This window comes from Sphingobacterium kitahiroshimense (assembly GCF_025961315.1).
Classification (GTDB): Bacteria; Bacteroidota; Bacteroidia; order Sphingobacteriales; family Sphingobacteriaceae; genus Sphingobacterium; species Sphingobacterium anhuiense.
The window spans coordinates 6275834-6291775 of the sequence record NZ_JAOQNK010000001.1; the positions used below are offsets into that span (position 1 = coordinate 6275834).

The 15942-nt window shown below is 35.6% G+C and carries 20 protein-coding genes and 1 pseudogene; 16 read left to right on the forward strand and 5 right to left on the reverse strand.

The genetic code is table 11. The features are described from left to right. Positions 1–19 precede the first annotated feature (19 nt). The 10 genes from M2265_RS26785 (at position 20) to M2265_RS26830 (ending at position 7404) form a co-directional block, all read left to right on the forward strand. On the forward strand, positions 20–430 hold the full coding sequence (locus tag M2265_RS26785; RefSeq protein ID WP_132768819.1) for a hypothetical protein: 411 nt from the start codon (positions 20–22) through the stop codon (positions 428–430). 1 nt (position 431) lies between these two features. Continuing rightward, positions 432–935, forward strand: coding sequence for a DUF4440 domain-containing protein (locus tag M2265_RS26790; RefSeq protein ID WP_132768817.1), 504 nt, complete (start codon positions 432–434; stop codon positions 933–935). A 25-nt stretch (positions 936–960) separates the two neighbouring features. Next, positions 961–1821, forward strand: a complete 861-nt coding sequence (locus M2265_RS26795; protein ID WP_132768815.1) for a pirin family protein — start codon at positions 961–963, stop codon at positions 1819–1821. A 41-nt stretch (positions 1822–1862) separates the two neighbouring features. Next, the gene (locus M2265_RS26800; RefSeq protein ID WP_132768813.1) at positions 1863–2261 is read left to right on the forward strand and encodes a YybH family protein; all 399 of its coding nucleotides are present in this window, start codon (positions 1863–1865) and stop codon (positions 2259–2261) included. Between the two features lie 50 nt (positions 2262–2311). Continuing rightward, complete coding sequence (locus M2265_RS26805) at positions 2312–3019, forward strand: isochorismatase family protein (RefSeq protein WP_132768811.1); 708 nt, start codon at positions 2312–2314, stop codon at positions 3017–3019. 69 nt (positions 3020–3088) lie between these two features. Next, the gene (locus tag M2265_RS26810) at positions 3089–3724 is read left to right on the forward strand and encodes a (4Fe-4S)-binding protein (RefSeq protein WP_132768809.1); all 636 of its coding nucleotides are present in this window, start codon (positions 3089–3091) and stop codon (positions 3722–3724) included. A 234-nt stretch (positions 3725–3958) separates the two neighbouring features. Beyond that, complete coding sequence (locus M2265_RS26815; protein WP_132768807.1) at positions 3959–5062, forward strand: NADH:flavin oxidoreductase; 1104 nt, start codon at positions 3959–3961, stop codon at positions 5060–5062. 16 nt (positions 5063–5078) lie between these two features. Next, positions 5079–5996 carry a pirin family protein gene (locus tag M2265_RS26820; RefSeq protein ID WP_132768805.1) on the forward strand — a complete coding sequence of 306 codons (918 nt, stop codon included), beginning with the start codon at positions 5079–5081 and terminating at the stop codon, positions 5994–5996. A gap of 27 nt (positions 5997–6023) precedes the next feature. After that, positions 6024–7037, forward strand: coding sequence for an LLM class flavin-dependent oxidoreductase (locus M2265_RS26825; RefSeq protein ID WP_132768803.1), 1014 nt, complete (start codon positions 6024–6026; stop codon positions 7035–7037). 193 nt (positions 7038–7230) lie between these two features. Continuing rightward, positions 7231–7404, forward strand: coding sequence for a hypothetical protein (locus M2265_RS26830; RefSeq protein WP_165905846.1), 174 nt, complete (start codon positions 7231–7233; stop codon positions 7402–7404). Positions 7405–7580: 176 nt separating this feature from the next. Here the strand turns inward: M2265_RS26830 and M2265_RS26835 are convergent. Continuing rightward, positions 7581–7709, reverse strand: a pseudogene (locus M2265_RS26835) (helix-turn-helix domain-containing protein); the annotation flags it as partial. A 9-nt stretch (positions 7710–7718) separates the two neighbouring features. Here M2265_RS26835 and M2265_RS26840 point away from each other — a divergent pair. Continuing rightward, positions 7719–7880, forward strand: coding sequence for a hypothetical protein (locus M2265_RS26840; RefSeq protein WP_165905800.1), 162 nt, complete (start codon positions 7719–7721; stop codon positions 7878–7880). Between the two features lie 322 nt (positions 7881–8202). Then, positions 8203–8550, forward strand: a complete 348-nt coding sequence (locus tag M2265_RS26845) for a hypothetical protein (protein WP_132768801.1) — start codon at positions 8203–8205, stop codon at positions 8548–8550. A gap of 508 nt (positions 8551–9058) precedes the next feature. On the opposite strand, the gene M2265_RS26850 is transcribed toward M2265_RS26845, so the two are convergent. Continuing rightward, positions 9059–9646 (reverse strand): SRPBCC domain-containing protein, encoded by a 588-nt coding sequence (locus tag M2265_RS26850; protein WP_243655384.1) that lies wholly within the window; start codon positions 9644–9646, stop codon positions 9059–9061. 149 nt (positions 9647–9795) lie between these two features. On the opposite strand from M2265_RS26850, the gene M2265_RS26855 reads away from it, so the two are divergent. After that, entirely contained in the window at positions 9796–10782 is a 987-nt protein-coding gene (locus tag M2265_RS26855; protein ID WP_132768799.1) for a GlxA family transcriptional regulator, read from the forward strand. A 273-nt stretch (positions 10783–11055) separates the two neighbouring features. Here the strand turns inward: M2265_RS26855 and M2265_RS26860 are convergent, their stop codons facing one another. Continuing rightward, positions 11056–11277 (reverse strand): WGR domain-containing protein, encoded by a 222-nt coding sequence (locus M2265_RS26860; protein ID WP_132768797.1) that lies wholly within the window; start codon positions 11275–11277, stop codon positions 11056–11058. Between the two features lie 339 nt (positions 11278–11616). Between M2265_RS26860 and M2265_RS26865 the strand changes: the two genes are divergently transcribed. The 3 genes from M2265_RS26865 to M2265_RS26875 all read left to right on the forward strand — a co-directional run bounded on the left by M2265_RS26865 (position 11617) and on the right by M2265_RS26875 (position 13238). Further along, on the forward strand, positions 11617–12066 hold the full coding sequence (locus M2265_RS26865; RefSeq protein ID WP_132768795.1) for a nuclear transport factor 2 family protein: 450 nt from the start codon (positions 11617–11619) through the stop codon (positions 12064–12066). Positions 12067–12274: 208 nt separating this feature from the next. Continuing rightward, a complete protein-coding gene (locus M2265_RS26870; RefSeq protein ID WP_132768793.1) occupies positions 12275–12769 on the forward strand; it encodes a PD-(D/E)XK nuclease family transposase in 495 nt (164 codons plus the stop codon). Positions 12770–12812: 43 nt separating this feature from the next. Next, positions 12813–13238, forward strand: coding sequence for a DUF2802 domain-containing protein (locus M2265_RS26875; protein ID WP_262708417.1), 426 nt, complete (start codon positions 12813–12815; stop codon positions 13236–13238). 276 nt (positions 13239–13514) lie between these two features. Here the strand turns inward: M2265_RS26875 and M2265_RS26880 are convergent, their stop codons facing one another. Further along, positions 13515–13718 carry an AAA family ATPase gene (locus M2265_RS26880; protein ID WP_132768789.1) on the reverse strand — a complete coding sequence of 68 codons (204 nt, stop codon included), beginning with the start codon at positions 13716–13718 and terminating at the stop codon, positions 13515–13517. Between the two features lie 85 nt (positions 13719–13803). Continuing rightward, on the reverse strand, positions 13804–15942 hold a 2139-nt coding region (locus tag M2265_RS26885; protein ID WP_264599375.1), incomplete at its 5' end, for an outer membrane beta-barrel protein.

Below are 15942 nucleotides of genomic sequence, written 5' to 3' on the forward strand. Positions count from 1 at the left end.
CCTTAAATTTAAGATCATTATGATGAGTTTTGAAGAAACGAAAAGTTTGGTGACCAATGTAATTTTAAATTACGGCAAACATTTAAAGGAAAGTAATGTTCCCGAAATAATTAAGCTATACGCCGAATACGCGGAGCTTATTCCTCATGGTGCGCAATCATTAAAAGGAAAGCGCGATATCGAAAATTCATACGAAAAAGGTTTTAAATACATTAAAATAATTGGAGATCTTGAAATTAAAAGTATTGATATTTTCGATAATGTCGCCATTGTCCGTTGTGAAGAACCGTCTCAAGTAAAATCATTAAAAAAAGGCTCCATTCATAATACTTATTTCCGCGAACTATTTGTTTTGGTGAGGAATCAGGAAACCCAGAATTGGGAAATTTATAAATATATGTTTTCAGAGAATCCCAATCAAGCGCAATAAAATGAGAACTAAATTATTATTAAAATCACTAAAAATTATTGCCTTTCTGCTATTGCCTTTATTAAGTTTAGGTCAGCAAGAAATTAAGTCAAATGTGGCTCAACAAACTGAGGAAAGAGAGGCAGCAGTATCTCAAGTTATTCAGTATTATGGAAAATTCCTGAAAGACGGTAACACCGATGAAATTCTTACCCTTTATCATCAAGATGGCGAAATCATACCAGACGGTTCCTCGTCTTTAATTGGCACTGCATCAATCAAAAATTTTTATGAACAAACATTCCTTACCATAAAGATAAATGGAGTTTTGCAAATCAAAGAAGTTAAAGTTTATGGAAATATCGCAATAGTCCGTTGTGAAGAACCAGCTGAGGTAACGTTATTAGCAGATGGTTCTGTCGATAAAACATATTTCCGGGAATTGTTTATTTTGACACTTAATTCAGAAACAAGTAAGTGGCAAATTCAAAAATATATGTTCTCTCAGAATAAATCTCAATCGTAATTATGTAGTTTTTAATAAGAATAAGATGGCTATAAAAAGAAAAGTAACGAACAGATATGTGGCTACTGGGCATCAGGGTTTTATGGGGGCGGACCATATTGCGAGATCTGTAATTCAGGTAGAATTTCCAGAAAGTGATCCTTTCATTATGCTAATGGACGATTTTTTAGACAAGTCTAATAACGAGCCTGTTGGAGGAGCGCATCCGCACGCTGGTTTCGAAATCGTTTCATTGTTAATAGATGGTAAAATGGAAGGAATTGAGGCAGGGGGGATGCAAGTCCTAACCACTGGTAGCGGTATGGTTCACACTGAAACGATTGAAGAAAAAGCATTACTTCATCTGATGCAACTTTGGATAAATATTCCGAAAGCGAAGAGAAATATAGCTCCCAAACTTCAAGATATCAAGTTAGATAAAATACCAACAATAGTAAAAGATGACGTTAGTATCCGCGTATATACAGGCGCTTTGGGTGGAGTCAATTCTCCAGTGGTAACCAATGTTCCATTAATTATTGCTGACATTAAATTGAACGCCAATGCAAGTACCACTTTGCATATTCCATCCTCATACACAACTTTTCTCTACATTCTTAACGGAAACGTTTTTGTGGGAGAAGAAAGCAAAAGTCTCTCACAATATGATGTAGGTTGGTTAGATCGGATGTCAGAAGATGAAGAAAGTGAACTATTATTAACTTCTGGTGCAGAAGAATCGAGATTGTTGTTGTATTCAGCTCAACCATTGGGTGAGAAAATTGTTTCACAAGGTCCATTTATTGCAGATTCTGCAGATGGTATTGCCGATTTATATAAGAAATATAGACAAGGAAAACTGCCTCATATCAATACCTTCACAGACGATGATTTTATTAAATTTTAATAAAATTATTTCAAACAAAATCATAGTACTAAAAATAAATTATGAATAATCTAGAAGTTTCTAAAAACAAAGCAATTGACCTTATAAAAAATTATGGGGCATGTTTGCAAAGCGGAAATATTGATGAAATATTAAATCTTTATTGCGCAAATGCAGAAATAATTCCAGAAGCCAAGCCCTCACTATCGAGCAAAATGAACATTGAGGCTTTTTACAAGGAAACATTCGAAACCATCACTATAAATGGAGACCTTATTATTAAAGAGATTAACGTTTTTGATAATGTGGCACTTGTGCGATGTGAAGAACCTGCAGAAGTAAAGCAATTATTGAACGGAAAGATTGAAAAAGCCTTTTTTAGAGAATTATTTGTACTTATAAGAGCAAATGAAAATCAAGATTGGAAGATATTTAAATATATGTTCTCTCAAATCAAATGACCGTGTTTTGCTGAATATCATAAATCATAACGACTAAAAAAATTATTACGATGAAAAACAAAATTCATTTGATTAAAGGCTTTGTAGTACTGTCTTTCTTCTTGATTACAAATTTGGTATTTAGCCAAGGTAAAAACACAAGTTCTCGTGCTATATGGGATGCTTCCGATGTTGCGTTAATTGTCATTGACTATCAGCCAGAAATGCTGGATGCAATTGTGTCGGGCAATAAGGATTTTATTGCATTAAATGCTAAATACCTCACGCGTGTAGCAACAGCTTTGAATATACCTATCGTGATGAGTACGGTCGCAGTAGATATGGGAATCAATAAACCAACCGTTCCAACAATTGCCGAGGAGCTGCCAAAAGGTCAAAAAATAATTGATAGATCTTCTATGGACGCTTGGGAAGATCCTGCATTTTTGGATGCAGTAAAAGCAACAGGAAAGAAGAAGTTGGTTTTTATTGGTTTGTACACAGAGATTTGTTTGGCATATCCCGTAGTCGAAGCTAAAAAAGAGGGATATGATGTGATGTTCCTAACAGACGCTGTTGGTGGAATCAGCGTAGAAGCGCATAATATTGCTATAGAACGCATGATTCAGGCGCAGGCTATACCGAACACTACACATGCTTATATTCTAGAATTATTCAGAGACTGGAAGAGCCCTCTCGTGCCAAAAATGAGACCTATTTTTGATTGGTATAAAATAGAACGAGATAAGTTAAATCTTCCTGGTGTGGGAACTTGGTAATTAATCCAATTATTGGACTTTATAAAATTCAAAACTTATAGAGTTCAATAATTTTTTAATATAATGTATATGCAGTATAAGTTAGAAAAACCAGTAATAAGTACTATAGGAACGACCAAATATCAATGCAATGTAGAGTGGCGCAACGGAAACTTTATTGTGGATGAACCAGAATCGATCGGCGGAAAAGACAGTGGACCAGATCCATATACATTGTTACTTAGCTCTTTGGTATCGTGCAAAATCGTTACGCTAAGGATGTATATCGATAAAAAAGGTTGGAATATTTCATCGATAGTTGGGAAAGCAAACTTGTTTCAAACTCAAACTAAAGAGAATCTTGTTACGACCATCGACTGCGATATTTCTTTTCCCGACAGCATAATTAGTATCGATCAAAAGGAAAAATTACTCATGGTCGCAGAACAGTGTCCTGTTTCTAAGATTATTGGTGGCAGCACCAAAATTCGATCTTTTATCTATTTAGAAGATGACCTAGAAAATGAAAAAACATACAGCAATCAAGAAGTTGCAGTTGTATGGAAAGGCGAACTTTGCAAGCATTCAGCGAGATGTATTACCCAATTACCAAAAGTATTTAATCTAAAATCTCAACCCTGGATCAATGTTTCAGGAGCTGATGCACAGACAATCAGAAAGCAAGTAAGCAAATGTCCAACTGGAGCATTGGCAATAAAAAAGTGATAGAAAACAGTATAGGTGATTACTACACAACACTGTTCATAAAATACAAAGTATTAAAAATTAGAAATCTTGTTTCCATCATAGTTTGCACAACACGGTGATTTTCAAGTATTGTTGATTTTAAAAATGTATCCATTAGATCAAAAGTGATTTCCAATTCTAACAAAAAATAACTTTAAAGTTCTATCAAAACTAAATACCCCAATAATCAATCAGGTAATTAATTTAAAATATATGAGTGTAGAAAGTTTATTTAGATCTTTTAGTCTAAAATCATTAGAGATAAAAAATCGTATTGTAATGGCACCCATGACGAGATCTTTTTCTCCGAACGGGATTCCAACAAACGATGTTGCGGATTATTACAGGAAAAGAGCCGAAGGTGATGTGGGTTTAATATTATCGGAAGGAACAGTTATCAACAGACCGTCTTCTTCTTATGATCCTAATGTTCCTCATTTTTATGGAACCGAGGCTTTAAAAGGTTGGCAAAATATAATTAATACAGTTCATCAAGCGAACGGGAAAATGGGGCCTCAGATTTGGCATCCGGGTATCGTGACTAATCATCCTTCTGGCTGGTTACCAGGTGCGCCATTCGAAGGGCCATCAACGATTAATAACAAGCCAGGTTTTGGCAATGGTATCGGGATGAGCGATTCCGCTATTGCAGACACCATTACTGCTTTTGGACAGGCAGCGATCGATGCAAAGAAGTTAGGTTATGATACCGTCGAAATTCATGGTGCACATCAATACTTAATTGATCAGTTCTTTTGGGACGTAACCAATTTTCGTAACGATACCTATGGAGGTAAATCCTTAGGAGATCGAACTAAATTCGCTGTAGAAGTTATTAAGGAAATACGTAAACAAGTAGGCGAAGATTTTCCGATCATTTTTCGCATCTCCCAGTTCAAAATTGCCGATTACAATTTGAAATTAGCTAAAAATGAAAAAGAAATGGAGTATTGGCTTACTCCATTGGCAGATGCAGGTGTCGACATTTTTCATTGTTCGCAACGTCGTTTTTGGGAACCTGAATTTGCAGGCTCTGATTTGAATCTAGCAGGGTGGGCAAAAAAAATAACTGGTAAAGCCACTATTACGGTCGGTTCAGTAGGTTTAGATGGTGATTTTTTTGGCGCTTATGCTGGAGAAAGTTCCGAACCAAGTTCTCTGGAAGAATTGATCAGAAGGTTGGACAGGGGTGATTTTGATTTAGTAGCCGTTGGAAGACCCTTACTGGCAGATGCCAATTGGGTGAAAAAAATTAGAAACAATCAACTTTCTGATTTAAAAGGTTTTCGCAAAGAGTATTTAAACGAATTGCTATAAATTAATATAATAAATTATGTTAGATATTGTTATTGACTCCAGAGTGGCCGAAATAAGCCCGGGATTTGCAGTAAAACGACTGCTCCCTTATCAACTTCGTCGAATGGTAGGACCTTTTATTTTTATGGATCATGGAGGGCCATTAAGTGTAACCGCTACCAATCTAAGTGCTCTCGATGTGTTGCCACATCCTCATATAGGGTTATCTACTGTCAGTTATCTGTTTAGTGGCAATGTTACCCATCGCGATAGTCTAGGCGTAGAACAAGTTATAAAACCCGGAGAAGTAAACTGGATGACAGCAGGAAAAGGTATCGTACATAGTGAGCGAATGGAAGATCCTGCCTTATTGATCGGTACCCAACTAGAAATGATCCAAACATGGGTTGCACTTCCGGAAAAAGACGAAGAGAATGCTCCTAGCTTTAAAAATTACACGGCCGAACAACTCCCTGTTTTCACAGATACAGGGATTTGGATGCGTTTAATTGCGGGAGATGCCTATGGTCTATCGAGCGATATAACTACACATTCTCCATTATTTTATATTCATGTTGCACTAAAAAAAGGCACTCGATTTGGCTTGCCACAAGGATATAGCGAAAGAGGAATTTATATCGTGAGGGGAAGCTTAGAACTAAGCGGTATTACCTATAGCGCTGGAAAATTAATGGTTTTCACTAAGGGAGTTGATCCCGTGATTGTAGCAGAAGAAGACGTCACTTTTATGATGCTGGGGGGCGAACATCTTGGCGACCGATATATTTGGTGGAATTTTGTATCCAGCAGTAAAGAAAGAATAGAGCAAGCTAAAGAAGACTGGAAACAGGGGCGTTTCGTTTTACCGCCAAATGATCATGACGAATTTGTCCCACTTCCAAAAGATAAAACCAAACCAGCAGGAGGACCTCCGCCACCTAATATGCTATCCTAAATAATAAACACTCAAATTAATAATAAAATGGAAATCGGAATAGATAGTTTTGCATCAGGCATGTATGGTAACCAAAGCCTGAGCAGTGTAGAAGCAATGGAGCAATTGCTGGAAAGAATTGAATTGTCTGATGAAGTCGGGTTGGATGTTTTTGGCATTGGCGAGCATCATAAAAAAGAGTTTTTAGATTCGTCACCCGCTGTAATCCTTGCCGCCGCAGCTTCAAGAACCAAAAACATTCGATTAACGAGCGCCGTTGCAGTGATTAGCACGAATGATCCAGTCCGTGTATATCAAAATTTTGCAACATTAGATGTCATCTCCAATGGAAGAGCAGAAATTGTAGTCGGTCGGGGTTCAGCAATAGAATCGTATCCACTTTTTGGATTCAATTTAAACGATTATGATGCTTTGTTTAAAGAAAAATTAGAACTTTTATTACAAATTAGAGATCAGGAATTTGTGACCTGGCAAGGGAGATTTAGGCCTTCTATGCATAATCAACCTGTATATCCAAGAGCGGTTCAAGAAAAAATCCCAGTATGGTTGGGCGTAGGGGGGACTCCCGAATCATTCGTAAGAGCAGGAGCATTGGGCTTACCCCTAATGGTTGCCATTATCGGTGGAGAAACAAAACGTTTTCGTCCCTTGGTAGATTTGTACCGTGAAGCCGGAAGTAAAGCCGGGTATAAACCAGAAGAATTGAAAGTCGGTCTGCATTCACCAGGCTACGTGTCGGATACCACACAAAAAGCGATCAAAGAATATTATCCAGGTTACGCAGAGCTTTGGACCAAAGCAGGAAAAGAACGAGGCTGGCCACCAGTAACTAAAGATCAATTTAATTCCCTGATCGCTCCAGATGGTGTGTTAGTTGTTGGTAGCCCCGAAGAAGTTGCTGAAAAATTAATCCGGCATAGCGAAGCTTTGGGAGGAATAGACCGTTTTACTTTTCAAATGGATAATGCTGGTCTTACGCACCAGCAATTAATGAATTCTATTAGATTGATTGGCGAAAAAGTGATCAAGCTTATAAAGTAGAATGTTATTTAAAATGATTTTACAGTTAAGTACATTCAGAAACTAGGTTTTACTATGCCTATTCTACTGATTGATCCAAGTGTTTTTTTTGATGCAGAGGATATGCAGGATCGACACATTATTGAGCTTCTCAAAGCGAAATGATCAACTTACAGTTTAAGATTTTATTTAATTATATGTTAAAAATCGATTTATGGGCGAAAAGAATAGGGTTAAATCCCGCTATACAAAGGTAACTAAAATGGAGGTTGTTGATGCAATCATGGATGGCGAATTGTGGATTGAAGAGGCCATGGTTAAGTATAATATAGAAGATAGAATGTTGATCATTACCTGGTTAAGAAAATATATTCGGGACACCAGATAAACTTTTGTTGTTAAAACTTTATGGATAGTAGTTATGGAATGATTCTTTACATATTTTTAACGAAAGGGGAGTATTGGTATTAGTGGTATATCTGATGGCGTTGATGGAGAAAGCAATAATCATCTTATCCATTTTATTTTTACAGCTGATAGGCGTGGAGTTAGGCCCTGCGAAGGTCAATTAAAAGACTGTCTATATACCAATGGTGTCTGGTTCGTTTTGTTTTTAAACACTTTACTGAATGATTGCGGATATTCAAAACCTAATCGATATGCGATTTCACTTACGGATAATTTTGTTGTTGAAAAGAGCAGTTGAACTGTAAAACAAGCACCACAATCGTTGAGCAATCCAGTGACTATATGGTAGCAAAAGTAACCCAACAATTTGAAGGTTTTACCAAGACCGATTTAGTTCCCTTGGTCAATGATGGCGGCAACTGGAAAGTATCGCAATCCATCAATACGTATAAGTAAGTTAAGTAAATTTCATATGTTTAGTCAAATCCACATCGAGAGATGTGGCTTTTCTTTTTAGTATCCTCAGAAGCGCTGGACAATAGCACGCGATTACAATATGGATCTTATTTAGGATTTTATAAATTTGACTTCAATAAAGACTGAAGCTTTTAACTTTTGTTTCTTGATAATTCTACGAATAGATCATATTTTCACGCTCTTAATTCTATTACAACTCAAAGTTAAGTAAGAAATTTGGGAACGCACATAATTAAGCTCATTGCTATTAATAAATAAATTAAGAAATTTTACGTTAATTAATCATTATACCTTTCCTTATATGTTTTGTGAAAAAGTCATTTTTGCACTAGTTTTAACAGCTATTCAAACAGCCATCTTTGTCTCGTGTAATACTCAAAACCGTGGCGAATGGGAAGTTTCCGATGCGAGTCGTGATACTATGCTTAATGCAGAAACCAATGTAAGTGATGCTACTACTATGATTCTAAAAATTGAGGGGCATACAGACGACTCAGTAAAAGTACACGGGATGACAATTGCTGGAGGAAATATTAACAAGGAATTGAAAGTTGATTGGTATAACTCAAAGGTTTCAGTTCAGTTTGAAGCCTATCGAGCAAAACAAGGCAGTCTAAAGATTAAATTTTATGTGCCAGCAAGCCTTTAGCTGTTATATATTTCAATAAACATACAAGTCGTCTATGAAGCGCCTTGTATACTCTTCTGGATAACATTTACAACTTATCTAAAATCGTACCTTTGTTATTTAATTTTCTTCTTAGTACTGTAATCCTTTACTTTCTTGCAGTTTTAATCATGGATTATTATTTGCGCACGCACTTTCTTTTTGGATCGCAAAGACATGATTAACACCTGAATATTACAGCAGTCAGCTTCGCGACCTATTCGAACGCTGTTAGGGAAGACTTCGGGAAATGTCTACTGTGCCTCTACTGTTTGGATACTGTTTTATTCCATTACCGCCCTGATACAGTCTAATTAATTGCTTTATCTGACTCATTTGTTTTGGTTCTCCAGCCATCAGTGATCCAAATTTTTTGATAACTAAGTAAGAAAAACTACTCGCAAAAGGGTCAACATGAGCCAGTATATCCAGCTGGCTAAAGTTTGCACTCGAACCGCTTTTGCTTTGATATATTATTGCGTGTAAGTCGTTATTTATTTGATAGTCCCCATTTTTCAACCAGTTCAGCTTTAAGACCGCCTTCTTTGGCATTTGGATTTCCTATACCAGTTTCTATTAAATTTTTCAAACTAACTTGAATATAATTTGCCCAAGAATCATTACAAATTTCGAAACACTCATCTAGTGGTGTTAAACCTTCGTGGGTAAAAGTCACTTTTGTTTGCTCGTCATCATTAGAAATATCAAAAATCAATTTGGTGTTTACCCATTCGGTTTTATCTTTTATGAAGTTAAATTCATTATCCGTAACCAGATAAACTAATTTGACATTTGGGATTTCTTCTACCAGTTTTAATTTACACAAATGGATGTCTTTATAGTGGTATAAAAATGTTTTCCCAAGCTTTTCTGTATTCCCTTCTATTTCTTCAGACCACCACCCTCTGAAATTTTTAATAGCTTTAAAAGTAGTTGAGGCATCTTTGTCAACTTTAAACGTTGAAGTGTAATTGTTGTTTTCCATTGCATGTGTATTTGAATGTTGATTTACAATTTTGGTTTTTGAGTTAAAGGATAACAATCCTGAAACTAGCATAAACGAAATTAATGTTTGCATATTTTTTTTTCACAAGATTATTTTATCGATTCTTGTTTAGTTGGTACAAAGATAATTTCCATACATCACTTATATAGGGTGTTAATTAGACGTTTTAAAGGGTTGATTTGGACAATAATATAGGCTATTTTTGTTTCAAATAATTTACAATGAAACAATTAAGTATTTTGATTCCCGATGACCAGACTAGTTTGAGTACCGTTGCCTGTATAATTGGTACTTATCAGATGTTTATGAGTGCTAATTTGTATTACGAAAAGTTAGGAAAACAAATTGTATTTAAAGTTGATTTGGTAAGTGCTACAGATGAAAAATTACTCAAAAATGAATTTTTGACTATAAAGTCAAATCTCACTATATCTAAATGTCCAAAAAACGACTTGATTATTATTCCTGCAACCTTGATTCGTAGTTATGATACAGCAACAACCAATAACCAATTATTAATTGACTGGATCAAGTCTCAATACAAAGAAGGTGCAGAAGTTGCCAGTATGTGTGCAGGAAGTTTTATGTTGGCATCTGCCGATTTACTCACTGGAAAGGTTTGTTCTACCCATTGGGCATTGGCTGAAAAATTTAAAGAACTTTTCCCGAATGTTAATTTACAGACTGATAAATTAATTACGGATGAAAATGGGATTTATACCAATGGTGGTGCTTATTCTTTTTTGCATCTGTTATTATATTTGGTTGAAAAATTTTATGACCGTCAAACAGCTATTTATTGTGCCAAATATTTTCAGGTTGATTTAGATAGAAATCAACAATCTGAATTTTTAATTTTTAATGGTCATAAAAATCATATTGATGAGATTATCCTTGAGGCACAACTTTATATGGAAAAACATTATCAAGATAAAATTTCCATTGAAGATCTATCTTTGAAATTTGGATTGAGTAGAAGAAACTTTGACCGAAGATTTATAAAGGCAACCAGCTTAAGACCGTTTGATTATTTGCAACGACTAAAAGTGGAAGCTGCTAAAAAGGCTTTTGAAAATTCTCGAAAAACGGTTAATGAGGTAATGTATGACGTTGGCTACAATGATACTAAAGCATTTCGAGAAGTTTTTCATCGTATTACAGGTACAACACCAACTGACTACAAAGAAAAATATAATAGTGAGAGTTGATTGTGTATTAAGTTTTATCAGGCTTTGTAATGCTCTGCTGCAAATATAATTATTCTTCTAACAGATAAAAATTGTAAAATAATATTACAGAAGTTGAGTTTCTGAATTTTTAATGATAAATAGTTTTTCAAAAAAAGCTACCTGTACAATATGAATAAAGAGCTGTTAAATGACAAGCGCGCCCTAAACGATGAAAAAATGGAGGTGTTTTGCAATGGTTTCATAGAAAAATAAGAATTTCTATTTTACTCCATTGTTTAGCAATGATCCGCATCAATTCGTAATTAGTATAGTTTCTAAATATCCTTTGCTAATCTTCTCTTTTATAAGTTTTTCAATTTCTTTTGAACATTCTTCTTTTGTAGCAAATTCTTTTTCATTATTACGTCCCTCAGTACCAATTTTTCCCCATTTAACTATATACTTTTCATCAATTTGTTCAGTTATCCAAAATTTATTTGAGTCTCCTGTTTGGTTAATAAAAATTCGTTTCATATTTGGTTTACTCAATATGTTATTTACCCTTTTCTGTTTAGTCTTCTTTTACCTTATACGCTAATATAGTAGTTTGCTCAGCAGCACTATGCTTTCGAACCTAATTTACAAAAAAGTATAGCCAATCCATCGCAGGATTTCCTAAACTCAACTTTTGGCTTACATTTAGTCACAATTCCTTTCCAATCAAAAAGTTTAGAAAGATTCACCTACCCATTTCTATCATTCACCGAGTTTTTAATTGGTTTAGTCTAATTGCCATAGGCAAGGGACGATTAACACCCTACTTTTGAATCAACAATTAAGAACAATAAACTAACAATATAACATAAAGATATTATGAAAACTTTAGCAAAAACATTCGCAGCAGCAGCTTTGATCGCCGTATCAACATTCACGATGGCAGCAGCTAAACCAGTACGAGACAACTCTAAAAAAGCGGTGGTCAATCTATCCACAGCAGATCTCGCCATTGATCATTACGTAGCCGTTATGACTGAAGGTCAATCGGCAGGAGTAGAGCAGTTGTTTACTTCAGATTTTAATCAAAAAGTTCAGACATCAGAAGCTAAGATCAACAGCCGTTCAGAAGTAATTTCCTTCTTGAAAAAACAAAAAGGCGAGCAGTTGAACTGTAAAACAAGCACTACCATTGTTGAGCAATCAGGTGATTATATGCTTGCAAAAGTGACCCAACAATTTGAAGGATTTACCAAGACCGATTTAATCACCTTGGTCAATGACGGTGGCAACTGGAAAGTATCCCAATCCATCAACACGTATAAGTAAGTTAAGTTTGAATGCATATGTTTAGTTAAAGCCACATCGTAAGATGTGGCTTTTCTTTTTTCTATAGCATCTCTAAAGATTGATCCAAGTTGTGCAAGCCGACAACAAACGGTTACAAACGACTACAAACGTTTAATAACCGACTAATATTTTTAGTTTTTATCATATTTGGTTTATGTAATTAATTATTTAAATAAATCCTAAAATTATGTTAAAGCATTCACAACCCGTATTTATTGATCCAACCACTGATGAAGGATTCAAGCGATTATTCGGAGACAAGGTCAACCTGATCAACTTTTTAAACATCATCTTTCATGGTCGTAAGACCATCACAGATCTTACTTATCGGGATACCGAGCGTATCGGAGCAACCGAAGAGATAGGTAAAGTTATCTTTGATCTTGTAGTGCAGATCAGTACAGGAGAAGAGATCATCATCGAGATGCAGACGAGTACACAGACCAACCTGAAACAACGTATGCTGTACTATGCCAGCAAGGTCATTTCAGACACAGCACCTAAGGGAAACCGCAAAGCCTGGGGGTATGCCATTCCCGAGGTTTATACCATTGTCCTGATGGACGGTTTTCATATGCCGGGAGGTGATCATAAAACTTATTTTCACGATACCTGCCTGTGTCATAGAGATTCAGGACAAATTTTCTATGAAGGATTTGGGTTTATTTACCTCGAATCCTGAAGGGATCTATCATTCCATCAAGTTAAATTATATATGATAAATTATTAACTTTGTTAAAAGCGAAGCTGAGGTTGAAGACGAACTGGACAAAGTATTCTTTATGCTTAAAAATATGTCTACGTTAAAGACCTTGCCACGGATCATGAAATCGGCGGTATTTCAACGCTTCTTTCAGTTGGCCAGCTACGCAAAATTGACAAAGGAGGAAAAGACTATGTATGATATTAGTTTAAAACGTAAGTGGGATGCTGAAGCAGTGCGGATGTATCAAGAAGGATTAGAGGAACAATTGGGAGGACTAGAAAAGCAATTGAAAGAAGCTAAAAAAGCAATTGTAAGTGCTGAAGCCCAAGGCGAACACAATAAAGCCATTGACACAGCTTTGAAGCTTACAAAGATGGGTTTATCAGTAGAACAAATTGCTGAGGCGACAGGTCTTACTACCAACGAGATCGAAAAACTGAAGTAGAACATCGTTATAAAATATACAGAACCGCTTGGATGACCAAGCGGTTTTTTTGTGCCTTTGTGGTAGACGTGTGGGTAGATTTACCGCACTGACCAATGTTTTCTGTATGGTATAGTAGGAGAGTTCCTTAGCACTCTCTATCAGTTTAGTAAGAGATACTTTCTTATCAAATCCAAACAAGAATTCCTTCTGTGCGATATTAATCAATTTTTCGATCCTGTTCTTTTTCCGATAGCTCCAATGAGATAGACAGAGTCAAATCGACGCAGTGGGGCTTCATCTAACATCTCCTTTTGGTTTGTTGCAGTTATTGACCATGCTACTTTGCGGCAGGTCGTCAAACAGTTGTAAAATGGTTTTAATCATATATTTCATTTCACCATGATCTTGGCTGCAGTCACGCACCTGACCAAGAGAATCAAATTCATCAATATATATGATGCGCTCTTCCTGAGCAGCCTTAAGGAATATTTTTACCAAGTTTTACTAGTTTCAGCTAACTAAAAAGATGTGTTAACATCAAGATCGAATACGATCATCATCTTTATGTTTAACTGAAAACAAATTATTGTTTTACCCGATTCTTTTCATCATCGGCACCTTTCGAGTCATATTTTGCAGGACTAGCTATATTCCTTCCAAACCTATAGCTTAGCGTTAAAAGAGCTCTTCGTGAATCACCAATATTTTTATAATTTGCATCTGTCGACTTCAGATTGTTGATGATTCCTTTATTAATGTTTGTATAAAAAAGATCGTTCACATTAAATTTAACCGATGCATTTTGTGATATTTTTTTTGACACCCACATATTAATTCCCCATTTACTACCATAAATAAATTGAGCATTGGTTATTTTTGATTGATAATGTCCATCAAATTGAATAAGCCAATCTCGCCCCGGTTTGAAGCCGATCATTCCCTGTAAATATCCATTTATTCCTTTGTTGTCGAGAATTCCGGTGTAGAAACTACTTTTAGCATGTACATGTGCTACTTCGCTGTAGAACTGCAAGTTCAGCCATGCTCCTGGATTAAAACTGCCATCAAGAGAAAAACTTAGTACTTTCGTACTACCGATATTATCCGGACGGCTATAATATATTTCATCAACAATTTCTATAGTCTCATTAGTTTGATTTTTCGTATTGCTGTATGCAGCTGTACCCGTTATACGTTTCAGATATATATAGCTTAGCTCTACTTTATCCGAATAAGCAGGTTTTAAATTGGGATTTCCCACCAAGTAGGTAAATTTATCCAGCGGAGATATAAAAGGATTCAGGTCTTGGAAGTATGGGCGGTCAATGCGCCTTCCATAATTCAATCTCAGCTGATTGTTTTCTGAACTATCTAGTTTGTACAGCATAAATAACGTTGGGAACAAACCCGTATAATTTCGTTTAAAAGAAGAATCTTGTTTCATTATATTTCCAAATTGATTCCCTTTGGACCATGTGTTTTCGACTCTTAATCCTAACTGAATGCTTAAATTTTTATAATCCTTATTTACGTTCAGATATGCTGCATTTATGTTTTCGCTATATTTGAAGCGATTTGTTTTATCATAATCCGGAACAGATTGACTTTTTAAGGTGAAAAAATAATCCGCGATATTGTCTGTTTCTGTCATACTTGTTTTAAGTCCCGTTGTGATTTTAAGATTTCCGTTCAAGGGCAAAGTAAAGTCCGTTTTTGCAGCATAAATATTTATATCAGACAATAACATACCATTCAACAGCTCATGCGAACGATTGCTTCCATTTTCCAGGTTTCCATCGTTCATAAAAGACTGGTCATTGCTTATTTGATAAGTTATATAATCAAGATCAATCGCTAGATCCGATTTAGATTTTGTAAACAGATGCCTGAAGTTTATATTGACACTTTGATTTCTGTACTTGCTTTTTTCTGTATTACTTGCCAATACAGTAGAATCCAATTTGCCATTTGCGTCACTGATCAGACTTTTACTATTAATATTGCTAGTTGGATATCGTAGATTTTCCCCAATATTAATACCCCAGGTTGTATTTTCAGAAGTGTAGTAGTCTAGGCCAACAATAGCGTTAAATCCATGTCCGGTTTTTCTAATATTTGAATTCTGATTAAAAAATGAGGAAGTCGCTCCATTTTCATCTTTATGCGTCCTATTTATCACTAAATCTGCGAAACCGTTTCGGAGCATGTAACCAAGATTTCCATATACATTCAGTTTCCTATTTCTATAACTTAAGTCAAGAGCATGATTTGTAGTTGTGTACTTATGTTGACCTATGCTGGAACTAAGACCCATATTAAAACCCTTTATGTTCTGTTTTTTTGTTGTGATATTGATGATTCCCGCATTGCCGGCTGCGTCATATTTTGCTGGGGGATTGGTCATTATCTGAATTTGATCCAGTGATGCTGATGGTAGCGATTTTAAGTAACTTTCCAGATCGGCACCTGATAAAAAAGTCGGTCTATCATCAATAAAAATAGCAACACCCGATCTTCCCTTTAATGTAATAGATCCATTTTGATCTACCCGTACACCTGGAACTTTTTCCAATACATCAAATGCAGATGTCCCAGAGTTACTTATCAGTCCATTTACGTTAACAACCGTTCGATCTATTTTCTGTTCAATTAGAGATTTCTGTTTTATAATGAGTACTTCTTTAAGCGCAACCGGATTCTGTTCAATAATGATATTGGATAA